Source organism: Bacillus sp. AFS002410 (assembly GCF_002556365.1).
Lineage (GTDB): Bacteria > Bacillota > Bacilli > Bacillales > Bacillaceae_G > Gottfriedia.
Genome location: NZ_NUEU01000021.1, coordinates 30,079 through 54,256, shown reverse-complemented (window position 1 = coordinate 54,256; position 24,178 = coordinate 30,079). Strand labels below are relative to the sequence as shown.

General features: G+C 31.0%; 23 protein-coding genes. 8 read left to right on the top strand and 15 right to left on the bottom strand.

What is annotated here, in order from left to right; all coding sequences use genetic code 11:
* Positions 1-301 precede the first annotated feature (301 nt).
* Complete coding sequence (locus CN692_RS13725; RefSeq protein ID WP_098119737.1) at positions 302-1,042, top strand: AzlC family ABC transporter permease; 741 nt, start codon at positions 302-304, stop codon at positions 1,040-1,042.
* Positions 1,039-1,344: an AzlD domain-containing protein gene (locus CN692_RS13720; RefSeq protein ID WP_098119736.1), complete on the top strand. Its 306-nt coding sequence runs from the start codon at positions 1,039-1,041 to the stop codon at positions 1,342-1,344. The genes CN692_RS13725 and CN692_RS13720 overlap by 4 nt, the downstream gene beginning before the upstream one ends.
* Before the next feature lie 635 nt (positions 1,345-1,979).
* Here CN692_RS13720 and CN692_RS13715 read toward each other — a convergent pair.
* The 3 genes from CN692_RS13715 to CN692_RS13705 all read right to left on the bottom strand — a co-directional run bounded on the left by CN692_RS13715 (position 1,980) and on the right by CN692_RS13705 (position 8,040).
* Positions 1,980-3,869: a S53 family peptidase gene (locus CN692_RS13715; protein WP_098119735.1), complete on the bottom strand. Its 1,890-nt coding sequence runs from the start codon at positions 3,867-3,869 to the stop codon at positions 1,980-1,982.
* Positions 3,870-4,504: 635 nt separating this feature from the next.
* Entirely contained in the window at positions 4,505-6,289 is a 1,785-nt protein-coding gene (locus tag CN692_RS13710; RefSeq protein WP_098119734.1) for an ABC transporter ATP-binding protein, read from the bottom strand.
* Positions 6,286-8,040, bottom strand: a complete 1,755-nt coding sequence (locus tag CN692_RS13705) for an ABC transporter transmembrane domain-containing protein (protein ID WP_098119733.1) — start codon at positions 8,038-8,040, stop codon at positions 6,286-6,288. Before CN692_RS13705 ends, CN692_RS13710 begins: the two co-directional genes overlap by 4 nt.
* 563 nt (positions 8,041-8,603) lie before the next feature.
* Between CN692_RS13705 and CN692_RS13700 the strand changes: the two genes are divergently transcribed.
* Positions 8,604-8,795 (top strand): hypothetical protein, encoded by a 192-nt coding sequence (locus CN692_RS13700; protein WP_098119732.1) that lies wholly within the window; start codon positions 8,604-8,606, stop codon positions 8,793-8,795.
* Between the two features lie 292 nt (positions 8,796-9,087).
* Here CN692_RS13700 and CN692_RS13695 read toward each other — a convergent pair whose 3' ends face one another.
* From CN692_RS13695 to CN692_RS13675, 5 genes are all read right to left on the bottom strand, one after another.
* Positions 9,088-9,303: a YneF family protein gene (locus CN692_RS13695; protein WP_373604949.1), complete on the bottom strand. Its 216-nt coding sequence runs from the start codon at positions 9,301-9,303 to the stop codon at positions 9,088-9,090.
* 85 nt (positions 9,304-9,388) lie between these two features.
* Entirely contained in the window at positions 9,389-9,826 is a 438-nt protein-coding gene (gene sirA / locus CN692_RS13690; RefSeq protein ID WP_098119731.1) for a sporulation inhibitor of replication protein SirA, read from the bottom strand.
* A gap of 191 nt (positions 9,827-10,017) precedes the next feature.
* Entirely contained in the window at positions 10,018-12,021 is a 2,004-nt protein-coding gene (gene tkt / locus CN692_RS13685) for a transketolase (RefSeq protein WP_098119730.1), read from the bottom strand.
* A gap of 179 nt (positions 12,022-12,200) precedes the next feature.
* On the bottom strand, positions 12,201-12,440 hold the full coding sequence (locus tag CN692_RS13680; protein WP_098119729.1) for a DUF896 domain-containing protein: 240 nt from the start codon (positions 12,438-12,440) through the stop codon (positions 12,201-12,203).
* A 98-nt stretch (positions 12,441-12,538) separates the two neighbouring features.
* Positions 12,539-13,195: a YneB family resolvase-like protein gene (locus tag CN692_RS13675; protein WP_098119728.1), complete on the bottom strand. Its 657-nt coding sequence runs from the start codon at positions 13,193-13,195 to the stop codon at positions 12,539-12,541.
* Positions 13,196-13,336: 141 nt separating this feature from the next.
* Between CN692_RS13675 and lexA the strand changes: the two genes are divergently transcribed.
* Both lexA and CN692_RS13665 read left to right on the top strand, forming a co-directional pair.
* Positions 13,337-13,984 (top strand): transcriptional repressor LexA, encoded by a 648-nt coding sequence (lexA, locus tag CN692_RS13670; RefSeq protein ID WP_098119727.1) that lies wholly within the window; start codon positions 13,337-13,339, stop codon positions 13,982-13,984.
* Between the two features lie 113 nt (positions 13,985-14,097).
* Entirely contained in the window at positions 14,098-14,724 is a 627-nt protein-coding gene (locus tag CN692_RS13665; RefSeq protein WP_098119726.1) for a GyrI-like domain-containing protein, read from the top strand.
* Positions 14,725-14,999: 275 nt separating this feature from the next.
* Here the strand turns inward: CN692_RS13665 and CN692_RS13660 are convergent, their stop codons facing one another.
* The 3 genes from CN692_RS13660 to CN692_RS13650 all read right to left on the bottom strand — a co-directional run bounded on the left by CN692_RS13660 (position 15,000) and on the right by CN692_RS13650 (position 16,912).
* Entirely contained in the window at positions 15,000-15,440 is a 441-nt protein-coding gene (locus CN692_RS13660; protein ID WP_098119725.1) for a hypothetical protein, read from the bottom strand.
* A 289-nt stretch (positions 15,441-15,729) separates the two neighbouring features.
* Positions 15,730-16,146 (bottom strand): GNAT family N-acetyltransferase, encoded by a 417-nt coding sequence (locus CN692_RS13655; RefSeq protein WP_098119724.1) that lies wholly within the window; start codon positions 16,144-16,146, stop codon positions 15,730-15,732.
* A 124-nt stretch (positions 16,147-16,270) separates the two neighbouring features.
* Positions 16,271-16,912 carry a glucosaminidase domain-containing protein gene (locus CN692_RS13650; protein ID WP_098119723.1) on the bottom strand — a complete coding sequence of 214 codons (642 nt, stop codon included), beginning with the start codon at positions 16,910-16,912 and terminating at the stop codon, positions 16,271-16,273.
* A gap of 233 nt (positions 16,913-17,145) precedes the next feature.
* On the opposite strand from CN692_RS13650, the gene CN692_RS13645 reads away from it, so the two are divergent.
* Positions 17,146-17,481 (top strand): L,D-transpeptidase, encoded by a 336-nt coding sequence (locus CN692_RS13645; protein WP_098119722.1) that lies wholly within the window; start codon positions 17,146-17,148, stop codon positions 17,479-17,481.
* 194 nt (positions 17,482-17,675) lie between these two features.
* Here the strand turns inward: CN692_RS13645 and CN692_RS13640 are convergent, their stop codons facing one another.
* The 3 genes from CN692_RS13640 to CN692_RS13630 form a co-directional block, all read right to left on the bottom strand.
* Positions 17,676-19,973 (bottom strand): glycoside hydrolase, encoded by a 2,298-nt coding sequence (locus tag CN692_RS13640; RefSeq protein WP_098119721.1) that lies wholly within the window; start codon positions 19,971-19,973, stop codon positions 17,676-17,678.
* 82 nt (positions 19,974-20,055) lie between these two features.
* A complete protein-coding gene (locus tag CN692_RS13635; protein ID WP_179874441.1) occupies positions 20,056-21,306 on the bottom strand; it encodes a sensor histidine kinase in 1,251 nt (416 codons plus the stop codon).
* A gap of 131 nt (positions 21,307-21,437) precedes the next feature.
* Entirely contained in the window at positions 21,438-22,082 is a 645-nt protein-coding gene (locus CN692_RS13630; protein WP_098119719.1) for a response regulator transcription factor, read from the bottom strand.
* A 172-nt stretch (positions 22,083-22,254) separates the two neighbouring features.
* On the opposite strand from CN692_RS13630, the gene CN692_RS13625 reads away from it, so the two are divergent.
* Positions 22,255-23,121 carry a metallophosphoesterase gene (locus CN692_RS13625; RefSeq protein ID WP_098119718.1) on the top strand — a complete coding sequence of 289 codons (867 nt, stop codon included), beginning with the start codon at positions 22,255-22,257 and terminating at the stop codon, positions 23,119-23,121.
* A gap of 92 nt (positions 23,122-23,213) precedes the next feature.
* Here the strand turns inward: CN692_RS13625 and CN692_RS13620 are convergent, their stop codons facing one another.
* Entirely contained in the window at positions 23,214-23,525 is a 312-nt protein-coding gene (locus tag CN692_RS13620) for an antibiotic biosynthesis monooxygenase (protein WP_098119717.1), read from the bottom strand.
* A gap of 141 nt (positions 23,526-23,666) precedes the next feature.
* Here CN692_RS13620 and CN692_RS13615 point away from each other — a divergent pair, with 141 nt between their 5' ends.
* Entirely contained in the window at positions 23,667-24,158 is a 492-nt protein-coding gene (locus tag CN692_RS13615) for an FUSC family protein (protein WP_098119716.1), read from the top strand.
* Positions 24,159-24,178: the final 20 nt, after the last annotated feature.

Below are 24,178 nucleotides of genomic sequence, written 5' to 3'. Positions count from 1 at the left end.
ACTTTATTATTAATAGTAGTCCTGATCATTTATTACGTGGAAATATTACCTTATATTTATAAGTTTCACGGATGATGCTTCAGTTATATCATTGTTTAAAATTTCTACTTTTTAACTTCAATAGTAATTGTAAAATTTAAAAATGCTTTCAAATTTATTGAAATTAAATTTAATTATTACGAAAATTCTAAACTATTTATAGTATAATCATATGACAATCTTTTATGGCATTAGGAATAATTAATAAGCTTACGTTCTAAGCTCTACTGGATACTTTTATTGAAAGGAGTTCTTTTTTTATATGTCTACTGTTTTGCAGCAATCAAAACCGACGCAATCGAAAGCTAATCGGACTAAAGAAATAAAGGAAGGATTCTTAGCAGCTGTTCCATTAATCATTGGATATTTGCCTGTAGCTTTTACATTTGGATTAATCGCAAAGCAAGCAGACATTGATGTAGTAAATACTCTTTCATTCAGTGCGCTAGTATATGCTGGTGCAAGTCAGTTTATGGGGTTATCAATGTATTTAGCAGGCGTGAGCTTTTTTCAAATTTATATCGCTACTTTTATTTTAAATTTTAGAAACTTTGTTATGAGTCTATCATTTAATCATCAATTTAAAACGCTACCCTTTTGGGATCGAGTCTACTTATCTATTACACTAACAGATGAAAATTTTGCTGTTACAACTTTAGGTAAAAAAAACAGTAAAACTAGTTATTCATCTACTTATTTAATTACTTTACATACAATTGCTTACATTACTTGGATAAGTGGGACTATACTAGGAGTTATTTTCTCAAAGCTAATCCCTAAAATCATTAGTGAAAGTATGGGTATTTCATTATACGCTATGTTTATTGGCTTATTAACACCAGCCATTCGTACAAATTGGCGAGCATGTTTAATTGTTTTAGTTAGTATGCTTTTAAATTTCTTTTTTTCAACAATATTAACACAAGGCTGGTCATTAATTTTGTCATCAATCCTTGCTAGTTTCCTTGCAATTGGTTTAATGAGAGGAGATTCCAAAGAATGATTATCTTTTTACTTGTATTAGGAATGTGCTTAGTCACGATGATTCCTCGAATTATTCCTGTTTTTTTAGTTGATCGGATTCAGTTTCCAAATTGGGTAACATCGTGGCTAAAAGGGGTCCCGTATGCTGCATTAGGTGCATTAATTTTCCCTGGCATACTTAGTGTTCAAAAAGGAAATATGAGCGTCGGTTTAATTGGCGGAGCCGTCGCAATTATCTTATCGTTATTAAGATTACATATTATCTTTGTTGTATTTGGTGCAATTGGAACTGTTTTAATATTGAAGCTTTATTTTATTTAAACATTATTAACATCTTTACTCGTACATAGTGTTTAAAAATTAGTTTATTAATTAGTTTCCAATATTAAATAGGTTAAGTAATATTGGTTGTAGTGGTAATGCGAAGAGGTTGTTCATAATTTTGCTTATTTACGTACTCATGAACCTGATATGAGTACGTTTATTATTGCCTATGAACCTCTTATGAGTTAAGAATCCCCTTTTTCACTCTCTTTTTTTAACTCATGAACACCTTATGAGTTAAGAATTTCCTTATTCCCACTCTTTTTTTAACTCATGAACCCTTTATGAGTTAAAAATTCTCCTATTCACTCTCTTTTTTTAACTCATGAACACCTTATGAGTTAAGAAATTTCAGATTTCCTCTCTTTTTTTAACTCATGGAGCCCTTATGAGTTAAGAATTCGCTTATTCTCTCTCTTTTTTTAACTCATGAACACCTTATGAGTTAAGAATACTTCTATCCCTTCTCTCATATTAACTCATAAACCTCATGAGAATGTATTTATCGACTTCATGCTTTTTAATTACTCATATTCTTTCTTGATTATGTATTTTTTTAAATTCGCCGTGTTTCGAACACAAAATTAAAAAACAAAAAAAGTCGCTAAAAATGCGACTTTTTAAGTAAATGCTTATTTGTTTGGTGATCCAAATTTATCAGCTAATTTTGCAGCGTCTGGAATTCCAAGACCAGTAGCTTGGTTATAAAGCGTACCTGGTGTTCCAGAGTAAAATAAATTATCGTTTTTATCGCCTGCTTTATTTAACGGTGTGAAAGGTGAAGAATTTTCTTGTGCGAAACGATAAATTTGTGGATTCCAGAAACCTACTTGTGTATGCTCTGCACTATTTATTAACGCCGTTAAACCGTTTAATTGTGGTGATACGAGACTAGTTCCTCCATAAACAGCATAACCTGAATTTGTTCCCGGTTGGCCTGGATCACTTAAATATACATAATATCCAGTGTATGGGTCAGCAGCCATCGATACATCTGGAATGTTACGGCCCGAATCTTTGCCTGTAATAATAGTTGGGTTTTTATAAGTAACACTTGATAAATCAGATGAAATTTTAAACTCATCTACTGCAGTATATTTGTTAACTCCACTAACTCCTTTTTGATAATCAGGGGTATCAAAATACGTACTAAAGCCTCCCCCGCCACCATTAACTAAATTGACATCGTCAATATTTCTTGCTTTGAAATAGTCATGTAAATAGTCCCATCCCCAAGCACGTTCTTCGTTTACTTTCACATCAAGTCCAGTAGAAGTAGAATGGAATTGGAAAGGTAATGTCGTACCACCCGCTGCAGTAATATATGGGCTTGCGGCTGGGAAATCTGCTGTTAATTTAAATACTTTATTATCTCCTCTAGTTTCATCATAAGCACCTGCATCACCTGCTGAGGCAAACATTGAAATACCTTGTGCTGCAGCTTGCATAAATAATTGATTAAATGTTTCTTCATACTCTGGTGCTTCCATTTGTTGTTGTACGTATGAATCAATACTTAATTCACTTGATCCCCAGCTTACTGAAATTTGTTTAGCTACATTATCATTAATTGCATTAGAGAATGCATCTACAAATCCAGTATCAGAGTTTGGTCCTACATACACATTAATATTTGCTTGTGGTGCAATTGCACCTGATTGTTGTACATCTAATGTAGTTTCTTCATAACCATCCCAACCAGAACCACCATCTACATCGGTTACTTTAATACGATTTGGCTTAGTTTGAATGCCCATATTATCCCAGAATTTATAAGCATCATCAGTATTAAATTCGGCTAATGTAACAATACCGAGTGTTTGTCCTGCTCCAGTAGCGCCTTTTTTATAAAGTGGGTCCACATTGTAATGATTTTGTAAATCTTGTGGTGTTAAACTAAGCGGGCCAGCTGGTACATCTTTCTTATCAATTACTGTTGGTTGTTTAACAGCTCTTGATTCTAAATTTGAATAATTATTTAAACCTAAAACACATAAAATATTATCTGAAATTACTTTTGGTAAAGTTGGATTCTTTTTAGTAGCATGAATTCTTTTTCCTTTAAAACTAGCATATTTTAATTCTACATTTAATGCTTTGTTTAATTGCGCTACCGTTCCCGTTGCAGTAATCGTTAAATTATTTGCATGAACATCTGTTTTTAAACCAAATCCTTGCAGGTAAGATGTAACAGAATGGATATAAGCTGGATTCGGTGCATATTTGGCTTTGAATTCATTCACATTTAAATAATTTCGGTAATGAGGAGAATATGGTGTAGTCGTTTCCTTAATAAATTTTTCTAATTCAGCTTTGTTTTGAAGTTTCATAACAAAATCAATCGATAAAGTAGTGTTAGGATCCATGTCGCCAAAATAATTAGTTCCGTCAAGTACAGCAGCCCCAGTACCTTGTGCAACTTCCTGATTTACCGCTGCTGCTACCTTAGAAGTTGGTGTGTTAATAAATAATAAAGAACTCGCCGCTGCTACAGACATCAATGGTATTTTCCAGTTTTTCAATGTAATTTCCTCCTTTTAAATATGTATAATTTCTATCTCAAAATACTGATATATCAGAATAATAAATTTAATATCTATTTATTTTTATTAATAAATTGCAAAATACTAAATTCATTCTCTGTAACCGATTATAATTCTCGAAATAGTCTAACAAAAGAAATATTATTCGATAAAAAGTTTTAAAATCCATCAATATCCGAACTATTTCAACATTTTATGTAATTTTATTAGTAATATTTTCCTTTTTGAAACCTCTATCAATCGAATCGAATTAAAATAAATTAACTAATATTTTACTAATTTTTATGTAATTTAACCTAAAATTAATTATAGTAAAATACTAATAACAGGAAATATTAAGTATATTTTAGTAAATTTAAACTTTAACACTAAAAAGATCCTCCCACTTAGCGACTAAATCTATGATGAATTAAATTAATCTTAATAAGAGCACTTTAAAAACTTAAATCTACTACTTCTTACTAGAATAATTTTACGTATAAAAACTATTTCTATATGTTCTGGTTTCAAATGAGCACTTTATGAATCTATTAATAATGAATTAATTTTTACTAATATCCTCAAAAAACTTATATCAAATTAAAAAGTAGCTAGAAAAATCTAGCTACTTTTTTTTATTCAGCCAACAAAAGTGACCCTTTATTTTGTAATAAATACATATTGTAGTACAATCCTTGTTTTGCAAGAAGTTGCTGATGGTTGCCTTCTTCAACGATTTTTCCTTTATGCAACACATAAATGCAATCAACGTCTTGAATAGTAGATAATCGATGTGCGATGATCACAGTAGTTCTTCCTTTTCTCATTTCGGTTAAGGCATCTTGAATTGCTTCTTCTGTTTCACTATCAATATTCGCCGTTGCTTCATCCAAAATTAGAATTGTAGGTTTTGCAGCAATCGTCCTTGCAAACGTAATTAATTGACGCTGACCACTTGATAATGTAGAACCTCTCTCCACTACTGGTTCATTATATCCATTAGGCAGTTTTTCAATAAACTCATTCGCTCTTACTAACTCAGACGCTTCTTTAATTTCTTTTTCTGTAATTTTATCGTTATACATTGAGATATTACCTTTTATATCTCCTACGAATAAATAAGGGTCTTGTAAAACTAATCCGATGTTAGTTCGTAATTCACTTTCTTCAAAGGTTGATAGATTTTGTTCATCGATCCGAATTTCTCCGTCTTTCACATCGTAAAAGCGTAATAATAAATTCATAATTGTTGACTTACCACTACCTGTATGACCGACAAATGCTACTGATTGGCCCGGTTTAACTGAAAATGATATATCATGGATTACATTGTGAACTCCGTCATATGCGAATGAAACATTTTTAAAATCAATACTTCCTACACTTACTTTCGGTAATTCGGTACCTTCTTTTGTAGGTGCCTTTTGTTCTTCATCCATTAAATCAAAAACCCTTGATGATGATACTACAGCTTGTTGTAGTAAAGATAATTTCATCATCATTTGAGTTATTGGTTCAAAGAATCTTTCTAAATAACTAACGAACGCATATACAGTACCAATTTCAACTGGATTACTAAATGATGTAACTCCAAAGAAGCTTAGTACAAACATAATACCAATTGTATAAATTAAATCTGTTGCAGGTCGTAAAAACAATGAATCTAATCGTATTGTTTTTACTCCAGCATTATAGTGAGACTTATTTACACCTTCGAATTCATTTTGTAATCTCTTTTGTTGATTAAATGCTTGAATGATCGACATTCCTTGTAAGTGCTCATTTAATTTAGCATTAAGATTACTTAGCTGTCCTCGAGTTTCCATGAAAAATGGAAAACTCTTTTTTCGATAAGTAAGGATAATAAAATAAACAACTACAACTAATCCAACACAAATCGTTGCTAATTTAACATCTAATGAGTACATTGCAATAATGATCCCTACTAAGAAGACAATTTGCTGGATGAAGGTTGCTAAAACACTAACGTAGAAATCTTTGATTGCTTCTGTGTCATTCGTAATTCTAGAAACAATACTTCCGATTGGCGTTTTATCAAAAAATGAAAAAGCTAATGAGTGTACATGCTCATAAACTTTCATTCTTATATCTTGAACAACTTTAAAAGCGATTTGTTGAAACATTAATAACTGTAAATAAGATAAAATGATTTTACCAACCGTTATGACAACATATAGCGTAAACAACTTGACGATTATATCTTTAGGAAAATACCTTTTCATTAAATGATCATCTAGGAATCTTTTAACTAAAATTGGACCATACATTTCACATGCTGTTGCAAGGAATAAGAAAATAAATGCAAAAGTAAGTAAAACTTTATATTTTTTTAGAAATGAAAGAAGGCGAATTAAATCTTTTTTCTGCCTTTTAGCGTCGATTTCGATTTCCGGATTCATTTTCTCCCTCCTTGCTCTACTAGTTCTTCTAGTTGTTGTCTTTCGAACATTTCTTTGTACCAGCCATCTATTTGAACTAATTCTTCATGCATTCCTCGTTGAATAATTCTACCTTCATCTATTACGATAATTAAATCACTGTGCATAACAGCACTCATACGATGCGAAGTAATAAATGTTGTTTTTCCACTTCTTTCGTCCTTTAATGAGCGTAATATTTTTTCTTCCGTCTTTGCATCCACGGCCGATAAACAATCATCTAATATTAAAATATTAGGATTTTTAATTAATGATCTTGCGATTGAAATTCTTTGCTTTTGACCACCTGATAAAGATACTCCTCTTTCTCCAACGATCGTGTCATACCTTAATGGGAATTCCAAAATATCGGCATGTATATTAGCTATTTCAGCAGCTTTATAAACTGTTTCAATTGAGGAATCAATTTGACTAAACGCAATATTTTCTTTTATCGATGTTGAAAATAAGAAATGCTCTTGTGGCACATAGCCAATATGTGATCTAAGAGATAATAAAGTTGTATCTTTTATATCTATGTCACCTACAGAGATCCCCCCATTAGCAACTTCATATTCTCTCAATAGTAGTTTTAATAGAGTTGTTTTACCTTGACCGGTTTTACCAACTATTCCGATTGTTTGACCTTCTTGAACATTAAAATAAATATCATTTAATTCAAAATTTGATTCATCATTAAACTTAAACGAATCAATTGAATAAGTAATCTCACCCATCGAAAGCTTTTCTAATGCTTTTTCTTTATTTTTAATTTCTGGTTCGACACTTAATAAAGAACGAATTCGGTCATATGAAGCGCGACCTCTTTCAACAATATTGAATAGCCAGCCAATCGCTAGCATTGGCCAAATTAGTATTCCTAAATAAGTAACAAAAGTAATTAATTGCCCCACCGTTATTGCATCAGAAATAACTAATCTAGATCCATAAACAACTGCAATAATATAACAAATCGAAACGACCAGCATGATTGTTGGATCAAATAGTGCATCAATTCTAGCAACTCTCATATTATATTTCACGACTAAATCTGCTTGATTTTTAAAAGCACCTACATCTTCCTTCGTTTGTCCTAAGCTTCTTATAACTTTTAAACCGCTCATACTTTCTTGAACCTTATTATTTAATTCAGAAAATGACTCTTGGGCTAAATGAAAGCGTTGATGTAATAATTTACCATAATACTGCGTCAATATAGCCATAACTGGTAGTGGTAATAGACTTATAAGCGTTAATTTCCAGCTAATTGAAACTGCCATCATAATTAGTACTGAACCACCTAAAATAATGGAATCAACAAAAGTTAAGATACCTGCACCCGCTGTCTCACGCACTGCTTGTACATCGTTCGTTGCATGAGCCATTAAATCTCCTATTCTATTTTTCTGATAAAAAGAAGGAGACATTTTAGTAAAATGATTATATAGATCATCTCTAAGTTGTCTAGCTAATTTTAAAGAAGAACCAAATATTAATCTTCTCCACCAATAACGAAATGCATATAGAAGTAACCCATTAATAAAAATTAAACTTACCCAAAATAGTAAGTTTTTACTATTAAGTGAGTTCTTAACCATTCCATCAATTACATATCCAATAACCTTCGGAGGTAGTAGCTCTAAAATTGCAACGACGACTAATAGTGAAATTCCCCATAAATAGCTTCTTTTTTCCTGCTTAAAAAACCATAACAAATCTTTAAAAACTGACATTCCTTCACCCCCGCAATGCTGATAAAATAATTTTAAAATATTTCGAAAACTCAAAACACAGTGTCCATTATAGCATAAAGTTTTAATATTTTTTAATAATTTGCTTAATTATTCTGGTTGTTAAATTCAGGCAACTTTAACTTGATATTAATAACTATTATTAAGATTAAAAGTAGTATTTCTCATAAAATCTTATATAAAAACATCTTGTCAATTTATGATCAAATTTTTTGTAAAGGTAGCCCGATGATGTTGATTTCCACTACAGGCTGCCTCTTCCATGGGACGAGATTCTTTTGCCTCCTCGACTGTGCCTGCGGGGTCACAGGCGACGATAGAATAAGAGATAAAAAGTAAAACAGCCCTTTTTCAAGCCTACTGGTACTATACCAAAACTTTCTAAAGAAGATCGTTTAATATTAAATTTAAAAAACAAAGTAAGGACAGTATTTTCTTAGTTTGTTGTTTAAATATCAATTTTGAAATGATGTTTTTTCATTTAGAAAGGACTATATCCTCCTTAAATAGAATTAATAAGTAGGAATTTACAAAGGAGATTTTTCATGAAGAGAATTTTTAAAGGAAACATGAGTATTACGCAAGGATTATTTGCGTGCGCCTTTTCTTCAATTGCGATTACAGTATTAGAAAGTTATTTACATTATAGTAACCGCTATATTGCTGGAATAGTTGCTGGATTAATCACTTTTTTAAGTTTTATCTTAGCATTTATCATTTTCAAAAATGATAAATAAAAGTTTCCCTTTTTTTAAAATAATTAGGCTTGTTCTCTATGGTAGTACATTAATATGAAAAATAGCTCGGTATTTAAAAGGCCTCCGATAAATAATCGGAGGCCTTTGTTTATCTGGATAATAAAAACCACTTTTCAATTGGCAATAGTCCAATAGAAAGTGGTTTCATTTTTGTAGATTATTGTATGAAGTAAGTGATTTCACATTCTTTATGAATGATTCACATTTGAGTGATTTTCATATTGTGTCTTGCAATTATTTCTATACATTCAATAAATCTAAGAAAGATTTATTATTTTGTTTGGTTGTTCATAGCCTTCATCATTTGGTTAATTTTCTTTTGTGAAGGTTTTTGTCCCATTTGAGCCATCATTACTTTTAACATTTGTTCGTTAATTGGTGGATTTTTCTTTAAATAGTTCATTGTGTACTGACGAGCTATGAAAAATCCAATCGCAACACCAGCAATTAATGCTAGTACTCCGACTAGAACATAATAATACCACATACTTATTGCTTCCTCCTTAAAATCATCTAGAAACAATTTTACTAAAACTAACCAGTTAATACAAGAGCATTCTGCAATTTAATCGTTAAATATACTTTTGATAGGCAATCGGTCTAAGCCAGCCAAATCGCTGATCCTTTACATCAATCGCTATAAATGTTGAACGAAATTTTCTTAACAACTCGAAAAAGATTGTTTCAGCCTCAAGTGTTCCATCTGCATACAATATCAGTTCGTTAGGATATATTTTTAGCTGAGCCTTTGCACCATCAGTAAGTTCTAGAAGATATTCTCCAGTCTCTTCATATAGGTAGATCTGCTCTGGATTAATTTTGCGAAAAAAAGTGTGTAGCTCAAATAAAGGTATTGGTTCGGTAATATATTCTAATTGTTTTTCGATTATTTTCCTTAGTTCAAAGGTTGAATAATAATACTCATATACTAGTTGATATATTTTATGCTCTTTACCATAAAATTCTATAGACAGTGGTTCTCGAATTAAAAAAATTTTATACTCTCTCATATCTTGTCCACTCCCAACAACTATCTGTATGGAAGATTATATATAATTCCTTACAAAATATTTGTCACTTTAAAGGAGTGAAAACCAACTAGTTTTGTCGAAAAATATTTAAAAAAGCATTATATAGAAAAAATTTTAGGAAAAAGGAAAAGATTTTAACTTTCTTTTCCTTTTTTCCCTTTTTCAGTCTTTTATTGTAATACTTTTTTTGCTACAGATACTACATGATCTACAGTAAATCCGAATTTTTCCATTAATAAGTTACCAGGAGCAGATGCACCGAAAGTATCGATTGCAATAACTTCTCCATCGAATCCAACATATTTATGCCATCCGAATGAAGAACCCATTTCTACTGCTACACGTTTTGTAACTTCTTTTGGTAATACTGATTGTTTATATTCTTCAGATTGCTTTTCAAATAAGTCCATTGAAGGCATTGAAACAACTGAAGCAGAGATTCCTTCAGAAGCTAATTTTTCTTGAGCTCCAACTGCTAATTGCACTTCACTACCTGCTGCAATTAGTACAACATCAATTTTATCTTGTTTTGCAGGTGAAACGACATAAGCACCTTTTGAAACTTTATTATAAATATCAGTTGTAGTGCCTTCTAGAGTTGGTAAATCTTGACGAGATAAAACTAACATTGTTGGTGCATCTTTAGCTTCAACTGCTACTTTCCAAGCTGCAGAGCTTTCATTTCCATCTGCAGGACGAATTACATTAATATTTGGCATTGATCTGAATGCAGCTAATTGCTCAACTGGCTCATGAGTAGGGCCATCTTCTCCAACTGCGATGCTATCATGTGTAAATACATAAGTAACTGGTAAATTCATTAGAGCAGCTAAACGAATTGCAGGTTTCAAGTAATCAGAGAATACAAAGAACGTTGCTCCAAATGCATGTACACCTCCGTGAAGAGCCATACCATTTAATGCAGCACCCATTGCAAATTCACGTACACCGAACCAAATATTACGTCCATCGTAGCTTTCTCTCGTAAAGTCACCTTTACCATTCATATAAGTTTTGTTTGATCCAGCTAAGTCAGCAGATCCTCCAAAGAAGCTTGGTAAAACATTAGCAATTGCATTAATCGCTTCACCTGAAGATGAACGCGTAGCAATCTTTTTGCCGACTTCATATTTTGGTAATGTTGATTCTAAATCTACAGTAATATTACCTTCAATCGCATTTTTTAATTGAGTTGCTAATTCAGGGTATGTTTCTTCGTATTTAGCAAAAGTAGCATTCCATTCTGCTTCTTTTTTTGCACCAGCTTCAACGATTACTTTATTATAATGAGCATAAACTTCTTCTGGTACATAGAATGCATCTTCATAACTCCAAGCATATGCTTCTTTTGTTAAAATTGTTTCTTCTTTACCTAGTGGCTCACCGTGTGATTTTGATTTTCCTGATTTGTTTGGAGAACCATAACCAATTGTTGTTTTAACTTCAATTAATGTTGGTTTCGATAATTCTTCTTGAGCTTTTTGAATAGCTGCAGAAATTTCATCTAGGTTATTACCATCTTCAACACGTATAACTTGCCAGCCGTACGCTTTAAAACGGTCTTCTACGCTTTCAGAGAAAGAACGATTTAATTCTCCATCTAATGAAATATCATTCGAATCATAAAGAACTACTAAACGTCCTAATTGTAAATGTCCTGCTAATGATGCTGCCTCTGCAGAAACACCTTCCATTAAATCGCCATCACCACAAATTGAATATGTAAAGTGATCAACTACATTTAAGTCTTCTTTGTTATATGTATCAGCTAAATGACGCTCTGCTAAAGCCATACCGACTGCCATAGCAATACCTTGTCCTAATGGACCTGTTGTTGCTTCAACGCCATGTGTGTGTCCGTATTCAGGATGTCCTGGAGTGTTGCTTCCCCATTGACGGAAGTTCTTAATATCTTCAATAGATACTTCATAACCTGATAAATGTAGCATGCTATACAGTAACATTGAACCGTGACCTGCTGATAATACAAATCGGTCTCTGTTAAACCATTTTGCATTTTTTGGATTATGATTCATGAATTTTGCAAACAATGCATACGCCATTGGTGCAGCACCCATTGGCATTCCTGGGTGACCAGAATTTGATTTCTCGATTGCATCAATTGATAAAGTACGAATCGTATTAATTGCTAATTGTTCAATATTAGTAGTCATAAATTTCGCTCCTTTAGCTTATTCATAAATATTATCATATAATTTACCATGATTTATTACAATAACTAACACTTAGTTTTGACATTTTTAAGGAATTCTTTCCAAGAAATAGAAAAAAGCAGAAATTTCATCTGCTTTCAATTGTTATCATTTACTTAAATATAAAATATTAATTTCTTTTAATGTAAATTTCTTTTACGCATCGCTTTTTCATATTTTAACTTTGCAGGTGTTATGTCATTTCCTTTTTCATCGACAATTTTAATCGAAGTTAATTCATCGACCATACGAGAACGGAAATCTGCTAAATATTCTTTTCTCAATTGATCTTGTTCGATTTTCTCTTCAGGATTTAATCCTACTTCTTTGGACTTTTTTGATAATTCATTTATTCTATCTAAAGTTTTTTTAGTAACCATTTCAACCTCTCCTTTATTTAAATCTTATCTATTCATTGTTCTATATAGACAAAGTAGCTAAAATCATTTCAATGTATCTCATCTTACAATAAATTGCTTTAGCTTTCAATATTGGAGTTTTCTTTCATATGTTCATTATATCTTCTATTAACTGTTGCCTTTGAAACGTTATAACCAAAACCCCTTAAGGTAGCTGCTATTTCTTCAAAAGTAAGTTCATTTTGACGTAATCTTACTATTTCTAATATAGGTAATTCTAACTTATCTCTTCCACCCGCATTTACACTACCGATTAAGTTTTTTTGAGGTTTGTATCCGTTTTCAACCGCCTTTCTCATACCTCTTTTTATTTTCATATTATGAATTTTCCGCTGATATTCCTCTACAACACTTAAAATTTCTAAAACCATTTCATCACTTTCACTTAATTGAAATTGTCCATTATGAGAAGATGTAAATAATCTAATATTTTCTTTCTTCAAATAGTGTAATAGCGCAATTCGAGCATGCCCTCGACCTAGTCTAGTTTCATCTTGTATAAGTAGAGCATCTACCTGATTTTCCTTTATAACTTGGAATAACTGATATAAACCATCACGTTCTACTTCATATCCACTTGCTTGTTCACTAATTGAATCTAGAATACACATTCCCATCCGGTTTGCTAATTCGGTTAGTTCACTTATTTGTCTATGTAATGATGTCTCTTGCGAATCCTTGGCAGTACTTACTCTTGCATAAATTATTGCATTCATTAACTGTTCCCTCCATACGAACATGAAAACTACTTTAATAAAAAATAGAACTAACGTTTGTATATCATATCCTATCATGATATAATGAAAAAAATAAAGAGGAACGTATTATCTACTTTATATAGCAAGGGGGAAATTAGGATGAACAAATTATCTAAAAGGCAAGCAGAGATACTAGCTTATATTAAAGATGAAGTAAAGATTAAAGGTTATCCACCTTCAGTTCGGGAAATTGCTGAGGCTGTTGGGTTAGCTTCAAGTTCTACAGTACATGGACACTTAGAAAGACTAGAACAAAAAGGATTTATTCGCAGAGACCCTACAAAACCGCGTGCGATTGAGATTCTAGGCGATGCAACTACTGTTGTCAATGAACCACAAGCTCCATACAGTGAAGTGTATAACGATATTATTAACATCCCTGTAATTGGTAAGGTTACTGCAGGTATTCCAATTACTGCTGTAGAAAACGTAGAAGAATACTTTCCATTACCTACATCTGTCGCTCCATCTAACGAACAAGTGTTTATGTTACGTGTAGAAGGAGATAGTATGATTAATGCAGGTATTTTGAATGATGATCTAGTAATTGTTAAGAAACAATTTACTGCTGAAAACGGAGAAATTGTTGTAGCAATGACAGAAGATAGTGAAGCAACTGTTAAACGTTTTTATAAAGAAACTGACCATTTCAGACTTCAACCTGAAAATGACGCACTATATCCAATCCTATTAAAACAAGTATCAATTTTAGGAAAAGTAATTGGTGTTTACCGTACATATCATTAATGAAACTTTTAAAAGCAATGACATTTTTATGTGATTGCTTTTTATTTTTATAAGAATTGTTTTAAATTGTAGAAGCAACATCACACAACGTAATCAATAAGGGAGTTTTTTTAGTGAGTAAATTTGAATGGAGAAAAAGTTTAAAAGAAATTTATCTACCTAAAAGTGAGCCTTCTAAAATTAATTTACCTTCATTTAACTACATAACGATTGAAGGACAAGGTAATCCAAATAATGAATTATTTAAAGTTAATGTAGAAGCACTTTATTCATTAGCATATGCAATTAAAATGTTACCTAAAAAGGGAATTGTTCCAGAAGGATACTTTGATTATACTGTTTTCCCGCTCGAAGGAGTTTGGGACTTAGATGAAGAAGGTAGAAAGCTTGACTATTTAAATAAAGATCATCTTCTATATAAATTAATGATCAGACAACCTGACTTTGTAACAGACAATTTAGCTCAAATTGTCTTAGATCAACTAAAACAAAAAAAGAAAAATCCACTACTAGAAAACGTTAAATTCGAATCGATTACAGAGGGTTCATGTGTTCAAATGATGCATGTCGGAAGCTATGACGATGAACCACGAACTTTTAAACAAATGGAAGAGTTTTGCATGGAGAATGGTTTACAAAGAGTTCAAAAAACACATAAAGAAATCTATATTTCTGATGCAAGAAAAACTCAACCTGAAAAATTAAAAACTATATTAAGGTTTCAAGTAGAAGAACTTTAGTCTAGAAATAATAATAGAGCTTGCAAAAACAAGCTCTTCAAAATGGTTGAAATATAAAAATTCTATAGTGATCAATTACTTTATGTACTATTAATTAATTATAAAGATATCGTGTTTTGAAGATTTATTAATAATTTTAAATGTTAATATGTTTTAGCAACTAGTTTCCATCAAACTCTAGTAATTGGTCGTTTCAGCTTTCATTTACAACAGAATAAAGAGCCTGGATATTCCAAGCTCTTCATTTTAAGGTTCAATATTTTTTATTAAATCAATCATTCACTATAACTCTCAAAAGTCTTTTCTAAATCATCTCTAAAAGCAATTGCTAAATAATTATCAATAATATTTCTTGTAATTGGAGATTGAAATACTTGACTCTTATATGCCCCACTATCATATTCAATTATATCAATCTTACTTTCGACCTGTTCATTTTGCAATTCATCGAAGTATTTAATAGTGACTACGACTTCAGTATCTTCAATAACGATTTGTAACTCTCTTTGATTTAACAAAACTTCAATCACATTGTTTTTATCAATCATTATATCAAATTCACCATTTGAAACCTCAATTTCCTTTTTCAGAGACTCCTTTAAATCAACAAAATATGATTCAAACTTCTCGCACATCTTATTATAGGCCATATTTTCTGTAACAGTTTCTTTATAAATTGCTTTTGTTCTTAATATAAACTCCCTTTTAAAATCCATATTTCCACTCCTTGTACTGATATAATTGGAGCATTTATATATTATTTCTATTCATATAGCATAGGTAAATAGAATAACAGGAAGAAGGTATTTAAAAATTTTTAAACAAATTAGACTAAAGTAATTAATAAAACATAAACTTATGTAATTTGATTTATGCTTTCATTAATCGAACTGATAAATATGTCACGCTTTTCAAAATTACTTGTTAAAAGATTAAAACTATTATTCATATCCTATTTGAGTAATAGGTTTTTTATGAGCTTTTACATAGTTTAATTGGAAAAAACTAGTGTATCACTTTCACAAAGACAATTTCGGGATCCCCTTCATCTAAGTTTTCAATAGTTCCACTTTCTATATAACCTAAAGTATAAAACACATTTTGCATTAAACTATTTGATTGATTAGTTGAAGAAAATACTTTTTTTTCGCCTATTTTTTCTATATATTCCATAAGATTTCGAGCAATACCTAATCTTCTCATTCTTGGTGAAACAATGATCAAATCAATAAATAGATGACCGAAGAAAAACTTATGAAAAATTAAAAATCCACCTATACTTTTATTTATCTCACAAACTATACATCTATTTTCTTTAATTGAATTATGTATTTTATTTTCCCTTTTTCGACTTCCAATTACTTGTGAATCTATAAATACGATTGATTCGTAATCATTTACTAAAGCTTTTCTAATTTCCACAAAATCTCATCCTTCCATAAGATTACTATTCACTAAAATCATTGCTTTTCCCTTTAAATAAGTAACTAAAAAATATGACCTGTATTATATGAATACAAGGTCAATTTATAAACTACTAATCACTTTATATATTCGATGGATAGAAAAGTTTGCTCCATGTTTTTACTCCAACAATTCCATCTACTACTAAACCGTTTTTACTTTGAAACTCTTTAACGGCTTTTTCAGTTAGGATACCAAATATCCCATCCACTTTTACTCCTATTTTTTCTTGTACCTTTTTAACTCGCACTCCTCTTGACCCTTTTTTTAAGATTCCCTTATACGGATTCGATTCTATTTGCATAATCTTTTTATATAATCCATTTTTTATATTTGCATTATTTACTGAAATGAGCACATCTGCATAATTTGGGTCAGCTGCCCAGCCTGCATCAGCAATTGCTTTAAACTGTTCATCCGCCGTTTTGAATGTTTTGACTTTGCTATATCGCGGATTACTTAATATGAAATCGACATAACCCTGAACTGGATCAGCATATTTTATATAATATCCACCTTCGCTCTTAGGTCTAGCAGTTCCTCTCATACTAAGTGGTAAACCCGGATACCAGGTTTGGCCTGCAATATTATTATTCTTCTTAAAATTATTAGAAGTAAAATGTGCTGTTTCTACTTGCCATTGAGTATAAATTACCTCAGTTAACCAACCAATTCTCTTTGAAACTTCTTGAGCAAGTTGAAAATATTTAACAGTATTAGACACTATCGATTGATCCTCTCCTTTAGAAAGCTTGTCCTATAGTGTATTCAATAGATTTGAACTTGATATAAGCATTGGTAGATTATAAGAAATTTTTTTATAAGTAAATCTTAAATAGAATGGTATTTATTTTCGTATATTTTGAGTATTTAAGCCCTCACAAGTCCTTCCATTCCATATAAATTTAACATCTATTTTGATTCATACATACAATGTGTAAAACGGAGCTGATGAATTTGACTAATTGGATTGATATTTCTACTTCAAACCGACAACTTAAACTTTTCGATGGTAACAAACTAATTAAAACTTATCCAATCGGTGTAGGAAAGATGCTAACTCCAACCCCAACAGGAACATATACAATTATAAATAAAGATCCAAATCCTGGTGGACCTTTTGGAGTCCTATGGATGGGTTTATCAGCGCCACATTACGGTATTCATGGAACTGATAACCCTGCCTCAATTGGTCACTTTGTTTCACATGGCTGTGTACGAATGTACAATGAAGATGTTCTTGAATTGTCTTCAATGGTTTCAATCGGTACAGGAGTTCTAATTCGTAAATAATTTAGTGAGTTTAGTAGAAATAATACTTGTTGATCAATCAATAAAACTGATAAATATTCCTAATATGAAAACCTCTAAATTTCATTTAAAATTTCAGAAAATGTCTGTAAACTAAAAAAACACTACAAATCACAAGAAAACTGATCTTCTTGTAGAGTTATAGTGTTTTAAATTATGTTACGAGTACTCCATATTTAGTTATAAGGATTAAAAACAATCTTCTTATTTCCATCGTAAATTACCGCTGTCTTTGGTGAAATAGTCACATTACGGTACTTGAAATTTTCATCCGAAAAATTAACAATAACTTTGAGATTTTTTCCGAATGTTGTTGATTGTACTAAGCGATCATGTGAGAGGATTTTAAAATCTGTCATCTCTTTTTGAACAGCTTTTTCATGAAATGGCGACCATATTTTTAAATAGTTCGTTAACTTCGCTTTATTTTTAGTCCATTCCTTCGAATCAAGATGATAAAGAGGTGGAACATTATAAAGCAATTCGTAAAGCATGCGATTTTCTACTTCATCTTTTATTTTTAAGCTACCAAATTCCCAATGGTGAGTTGTTATAACTGAATTGTTATAAACTAATTTGTACATCGGCAATGTATAAACTGGATTTAAATAAACATCCTTATAAAGTTGTTTAATCGGTACTTGCTTACTATATCGATCTGGTATACTGTTTGTAGAAGACCAATATCCTCCAACATAATATTTACTTTGTTTATTTGTTCTCATATCGGGATCACTCCACTGTATTACAGGTGTTTCAATCCCATGGGCAAATGCAATCGTTTTACTTGCAAAGTCGTTTCCACCTTCAGACCCAACCACCATGTGCTTTTTCGTTGCGACATAATTCATTCGATTTAAGCGTGCAGCTAAATCTTGTTTTTGTGTTGTTGGATGATCAGTCGTGTAATCATCATAAATTTCCCCTGTCGCATCACAGTCAATAAACCAAGTATTGAAGTCGATATCATTTTGTAATATCCCGCCAACTCGTTGTTTAACACTTGGTAATGATAATGTTGGATTTAGCTTTCTACCTCTACCTAAAAATCCTTTAATTTTTTCGCCCTTTCTATTTGTAATCGTAGCATTTTGATATAAATTTTTATTTTGAAATGACGCAGTGTTCCAATCAATCGATGCATCTTTTTGAATTGAATGATAGGAATCATAAGGTCCAATTAAATAACCTAGTTCATTTGCTTGTTTTACCATTTGGGGATTCATTAAACCATTCGCCCAATTCGGAAGTCCAATCCAAGCTTTCTTAATACCGGAGTGATATAAATCATTTACTAAATCAATCGAATCTTTTTTCGCCCACTGATTAATCGGATCAATTGAATCCCCTAAAGAAATTTTTAAAAGATGCTTATTTAAAGAATAAAGTTCTTGTTCACTTAAATTCTTAATACCCCTTTTAATTAATTTATTTGATTCTTCATCTAACTTTGGAAAAATTGATTCTTTATATAATTGGGTTAATTTTAAGACACTATTTAAAGCATTTATGATATTGTTTTTTTGATAATTATCAAGATAAGTTTGTTTTTTGGCATCATTTAATACATTACTATATTCATTAAATTCCTCTGGGGCATAATCCTTTATTAATGCCTTAGTCCAGTCGAAGAAAGGTCCATTTAATTTCTTTTGAAGTAAATTCCATTTTATGTTTTCATTAGTAATTGCTTCACTATTCCATAAATAAATATGTGGTGCACCATATAGCTTTTTAATATTTTGGTTCTCTTTACTTTTTTCGTTTAGAGTTTTAAAGTCACCCTTTTCAACTATATAATCCTTGTAAACTTCTGCTATATGAACAATATTTTGATCTGTTACATAAATACGAAAACCATATGTTTTATCCGGATTAATCGTTGGAAATTCATGTTCAAATGCAAAATTAATTGAAGGTGCCGACTTAAACTTTACTGTATTATTGAACATATTTTTAGCAATGTAAGTAATCGAATACTTGCCCTTATTTAGCGTGAAAAATCTCATTGAAAAACTTTCAGCGAATGAAAGCTCCTCATTAGATAAAAACTTTTTCCAATTCTCATCATTACTTGGAATCAACTTCCCTTCTCCAAAAGGCATAATATAGCTTTTAGCGCTGACCTTTGGCCACTCAAAACTCTTTGCACCATTGGACCTAAGAGTTACATCTAAGTAATTCGCTTTCTTTTTAATCGCAACATCAATCTGTTGATCTGGATAACTCCATGAAGCTGACTGCTTTGATTTAACTAGTTTTGTAACTTTCTCCTTTTTCATTGGACTTGACGCACTTTCCTTTACTCCATCTTTCTCTACAAAAAGCTCAAACGTTTCTGGATTAACATCAAAAGTAAAATCATTTGGCTTATAAGTTGAAACAATTTTAGACTTTTTATTTTCTTTTTGACAACCTGAAAAAGTGCTCATTAGTAAAATACTTGTGCAAAATAAAATAACTATTTTTTTCATTTCATTCCCTCCTTGGTTGTAAGCATAATGGTGCTTTGTGACACGAATGTTACAGCCAAGGACAAAATTAAAAACCCTTACGCTATTGTAAGGGCTTTGGAAAATGAATGCTAAATTGTATTTTCCCATCAATTAATCTAACTTTATGTTGAAACCGATGACGATTTAAGATCGACTGTACAATTGCTAATCCTAAACCTGTTCCGGTTAAATGTTTATTTCGAGATGGCTCCATTACGTAAAATGGTTCCCAGATTTTTTCGACTTGAGTGGAATGATTTAGATGTGTCTCATTTTCTATTATGAATATAAATCCCTCATTATTTTCTTGAAACTGAATTAAAACTTCCGGACTTTTTGTGTATTTAATCGCATTACTAATTAGATTCGTAACGACTTTCTCAATCTGATCACGATCGGCTTCAATCAATAGCTCTCGTATTCCATTTTGGTTAATTTTTATTTCAATCCTATTTTGCATCAATTCAATTTCATAGCTTTCTATGCACTGATTCATCAGGAGAATTAAATCGATACGTTCAAGTTGCAAAACTTCTCTTTCAATTCTTGATAACTCTAATAACTTATCAATTAATCGGTTAATTTGATCTGTTTGTTTTATAATTGTATCTACATATGTACCATCGTCAATTCCGTCTTTAATTCCCGCAGAATAAGCTTTTATTAAAGCTAACGGCGTTTTAAGTTCATGAGAAATATCTGATATGAACGTTTTCAAGTTTGCATTTCGTTGATTTAAATCTTCATGTGCAAGTCTCAACTTGTCACTCATTTCATTAATACTTCTTGCAAGTTCTTCGATTTCATCATTCGTCGAAATAGTAGCTTTTTTAAATTCTAACTGAGCAATTTCTTTGGAAATATCTTTTAATTCTTTTAAAGGATCAGTTATTTTCTTTGACCAAATCCAAACCATTGCAATCAGTAGTATTATTAATGAAATCATTATATAAATGGTAAATTTATTTACGATTTGAACAGCATCACTTAAATAAACAATTGAAACACCAACCACGATAAATAGATTATCTTTTTGGATAAAGTCGACTAAAAAACTCGATTTTAATTTACCTTGATCATAAATTTTACTAATTCTTTTACCACTTTTAACTTGATTTAAAGATTCATCCGTTACCCAAAATTTATTTAGTGTTACTCTTTTTTGATTTAATTTATCTCTTACTAATCCATTAAATTGATCCAAATTAGATTGTATTGGTTCATAAACGATCGTAACATTATTTTTTTGTTCAAATTTACTAATTGCTTGTTTGAATTCAGCCGTCGACATTTGATCTATTTCATTAGTCAAATTATGCAACCTAGTTTTCATTTGATATAAGTAATACTTTGGTAATAAGTAGGAATTGATAATTAGATAAAAAATAAAAACAAAGAGAATACAGATTGTAATCGCAATCGATATTTTTCTTCCTAATCGATTCATATTTCTTTTATTAGACTATATCCTAAACCTCGATGTGTTTGAATAAGATCTTCTCCTATTTTTTCTCTTAATCTCCTTATATGAGTGTCAACAGTTCGATCATCACCATCATAATCGATCCCCCATACATTCACTAATAAATCCTCGCGTGATAAAATGTTGCCACGATTTCGAACTAAGCAGCTTAATAAATCTATTTCCTTCTTAGTTAAATTTAAATTTTCATCGTTTCTAAAAACCATTTTCCCTTTAAAATCTACCTTTAAGTTTCCTATTATGATGTGATTTTCTTCTTTCAATAACTTTTTTGCTCTAGTAATTAGGATCCCAGGATGGAACGGTTTCCTTACATAATCATCAGCACCTATTTTTAATGCTTGTAATTCGTCCTCGTCTTCACTCTTTGCTGTCAGCATTAATACTTTTGTATCACTATTTCTTTTAATTTCTTTACATACAGTTAACCCACTACTAAGCGGCATCATCCAATCAAGTATAGCTAGATCAATTTTCTCTTTATAAAATAACTCAATAGCTTGTTCACCGTCTTCTGCTAGAAAAACATTATATCCTTCCTTCTTAAAATAAGCTTGCAAAATTTTTAACATATCTTGTTCATCATCAGCGATTAATATATTGATTTTAATTCCCCCATACTTTTATATTTTTTGTCACGTTCGTGTAACAAAAAGAGCTTAAACTTCTTTCAAGGAGTGAAAACATGAGAACTATTGAAATATTCGTCAGCGCACTATTCATTTTATTTGCGATTTATGTAGTATCTATAAATTAACAAAAGGTAGGTTAACCAACATGAAATATATCCTATTTAGAAAACTAATTAGAAGATTAATAGTTTTTATCCTAATATTATTAATTTTCCCAATCATGATATACAGTTATTCAAAAAGTATTGAACCTAAAATGTTGGATTTAAATCAAATTAGCATATCGTCTAAATCCGTTACAAAATCAATGGAGGGACTGAAAATTGTCCAATTTAGTGATAGCCATTTAGGAGAGCATTTTTCATTAAAGCAGTTAAAAAATGTAGTGAATCAAATTAATAAACAAAAACCGGACATAATTGTATTTACTGGTGATTTAATTGATAATAGCTCAATCTACAATAAGATCGACCAAATTCCATCCATCCTTCAACAATTAAAAGCTAAATATGGGAAATATGCAATATATGGTAATCACGACGTTGGCGGGGCAGGAAAGAAAATATCTTCAGCAGTATTCGTTAATTCTGGCTTTACAGTTTTAGAAAATAACAATGTGAAGATCAAACTAAAGAATATTGAAATGAACATTATTGGTTTAGATGACTATCTATTAGGAAGACCCAATCCAACCGAAGCATTTAAAGATATAGATAAAAATGCATTCAACCTATTACTCGTTCATGAACCTGATGTAGCAGACCGACTGAAAGAATATCCAATCGACTTACAGCTTTCTGGTCATAGTCATGGCGGTCAAGTAAAACTACCTTTTCATGAGGCAATCTATACCCCACCGCTTGCAAACATTTATACTGAAGGGCTATATGAATTAAAGGAACACGTAAAACCGATGTCATTATATGTAAATCGTGGCATTGGTACTACTAGAATTCCTTTTCGATTTTTTAGTGTCCCAGAACTAACTGTTTTTACATTAACGAATAAATGATGAAACCCGCAAGGTTAAATAGATCCTTGCGGGTTTTAACTATCGTATATTGAGCCAAGTTCACAAAATGCTTGCCTTAACGATATTCCAAGTTAAGACATTGGACTAAAATCCGTCCAAATTGTCACCGACAATAGTTCATGTGTAATGTCTTCACTAAACCAGGTTTCATTCCATTCATCTTGGCTTCTTTCAAACTTTGTCCTTTCTTCATAATCTTCAATACTTTTATATTTAATAAATAAATTAATGTAATAAAATTGCTCATCTTCTCTTTGCATAAAATCCATTCCAATATTTGATGGCTCTGAATGAAATTTTAAAGAAGCAGATTTTTTTAATCTTGATTTAAAATCCTCTAAGTATTTTTTTTCAAACTTATACTCAAATAAAACGGTTATCATTTCTTCAACCCATTTCTAAATATTGTTTTATAACTAAACAGTATTATAAGTATTAAAAATCTAATTTATACTTTTCAAAATCATACATAAAGGAAGTTTTTTGAGCAGAAAATAAAGAAAAATGGCGTAGGCTTGGTGTATATGGAAGAATTAAAATCACAGAACCCATCAGATAATTTAACATCTCTAATTTGGAAATTATCGATTGGTTCAACATTAGCGTGGGAAATTTCAAAATTTTTCGGTTCCGAACATCCTTATTTAGGTCCGGTTTCTCTAATTCTTACTATTCAAACGACAATGGACAAAACGGTCAGTTTATCCTTTAAACGTGTTATTGGAACAATGATTGGAATTATCATTACAGTAATAGTTGCTAGTCATTTAAAAGTTACTGGATTGAATTTAGGGCTAATAATTTTAATTGGTACGTATACTGCTAAATTCTTAAAATTAGACAAAAAAGTACTTCACCAGATTGCTCTAACAATACTATTTGTGTTTGCATTTGAACACAAATCAGATCATTATGCAATGGATCGAATGAGAGATACGCTTGTAGGTGTGCTAGTTGCTAGTTTAATACAGTTCATTTGGTCATCACTAAACTCAAGAAAAAAGACAATGAAATAGTGCAAACCGAGTTCTTATAG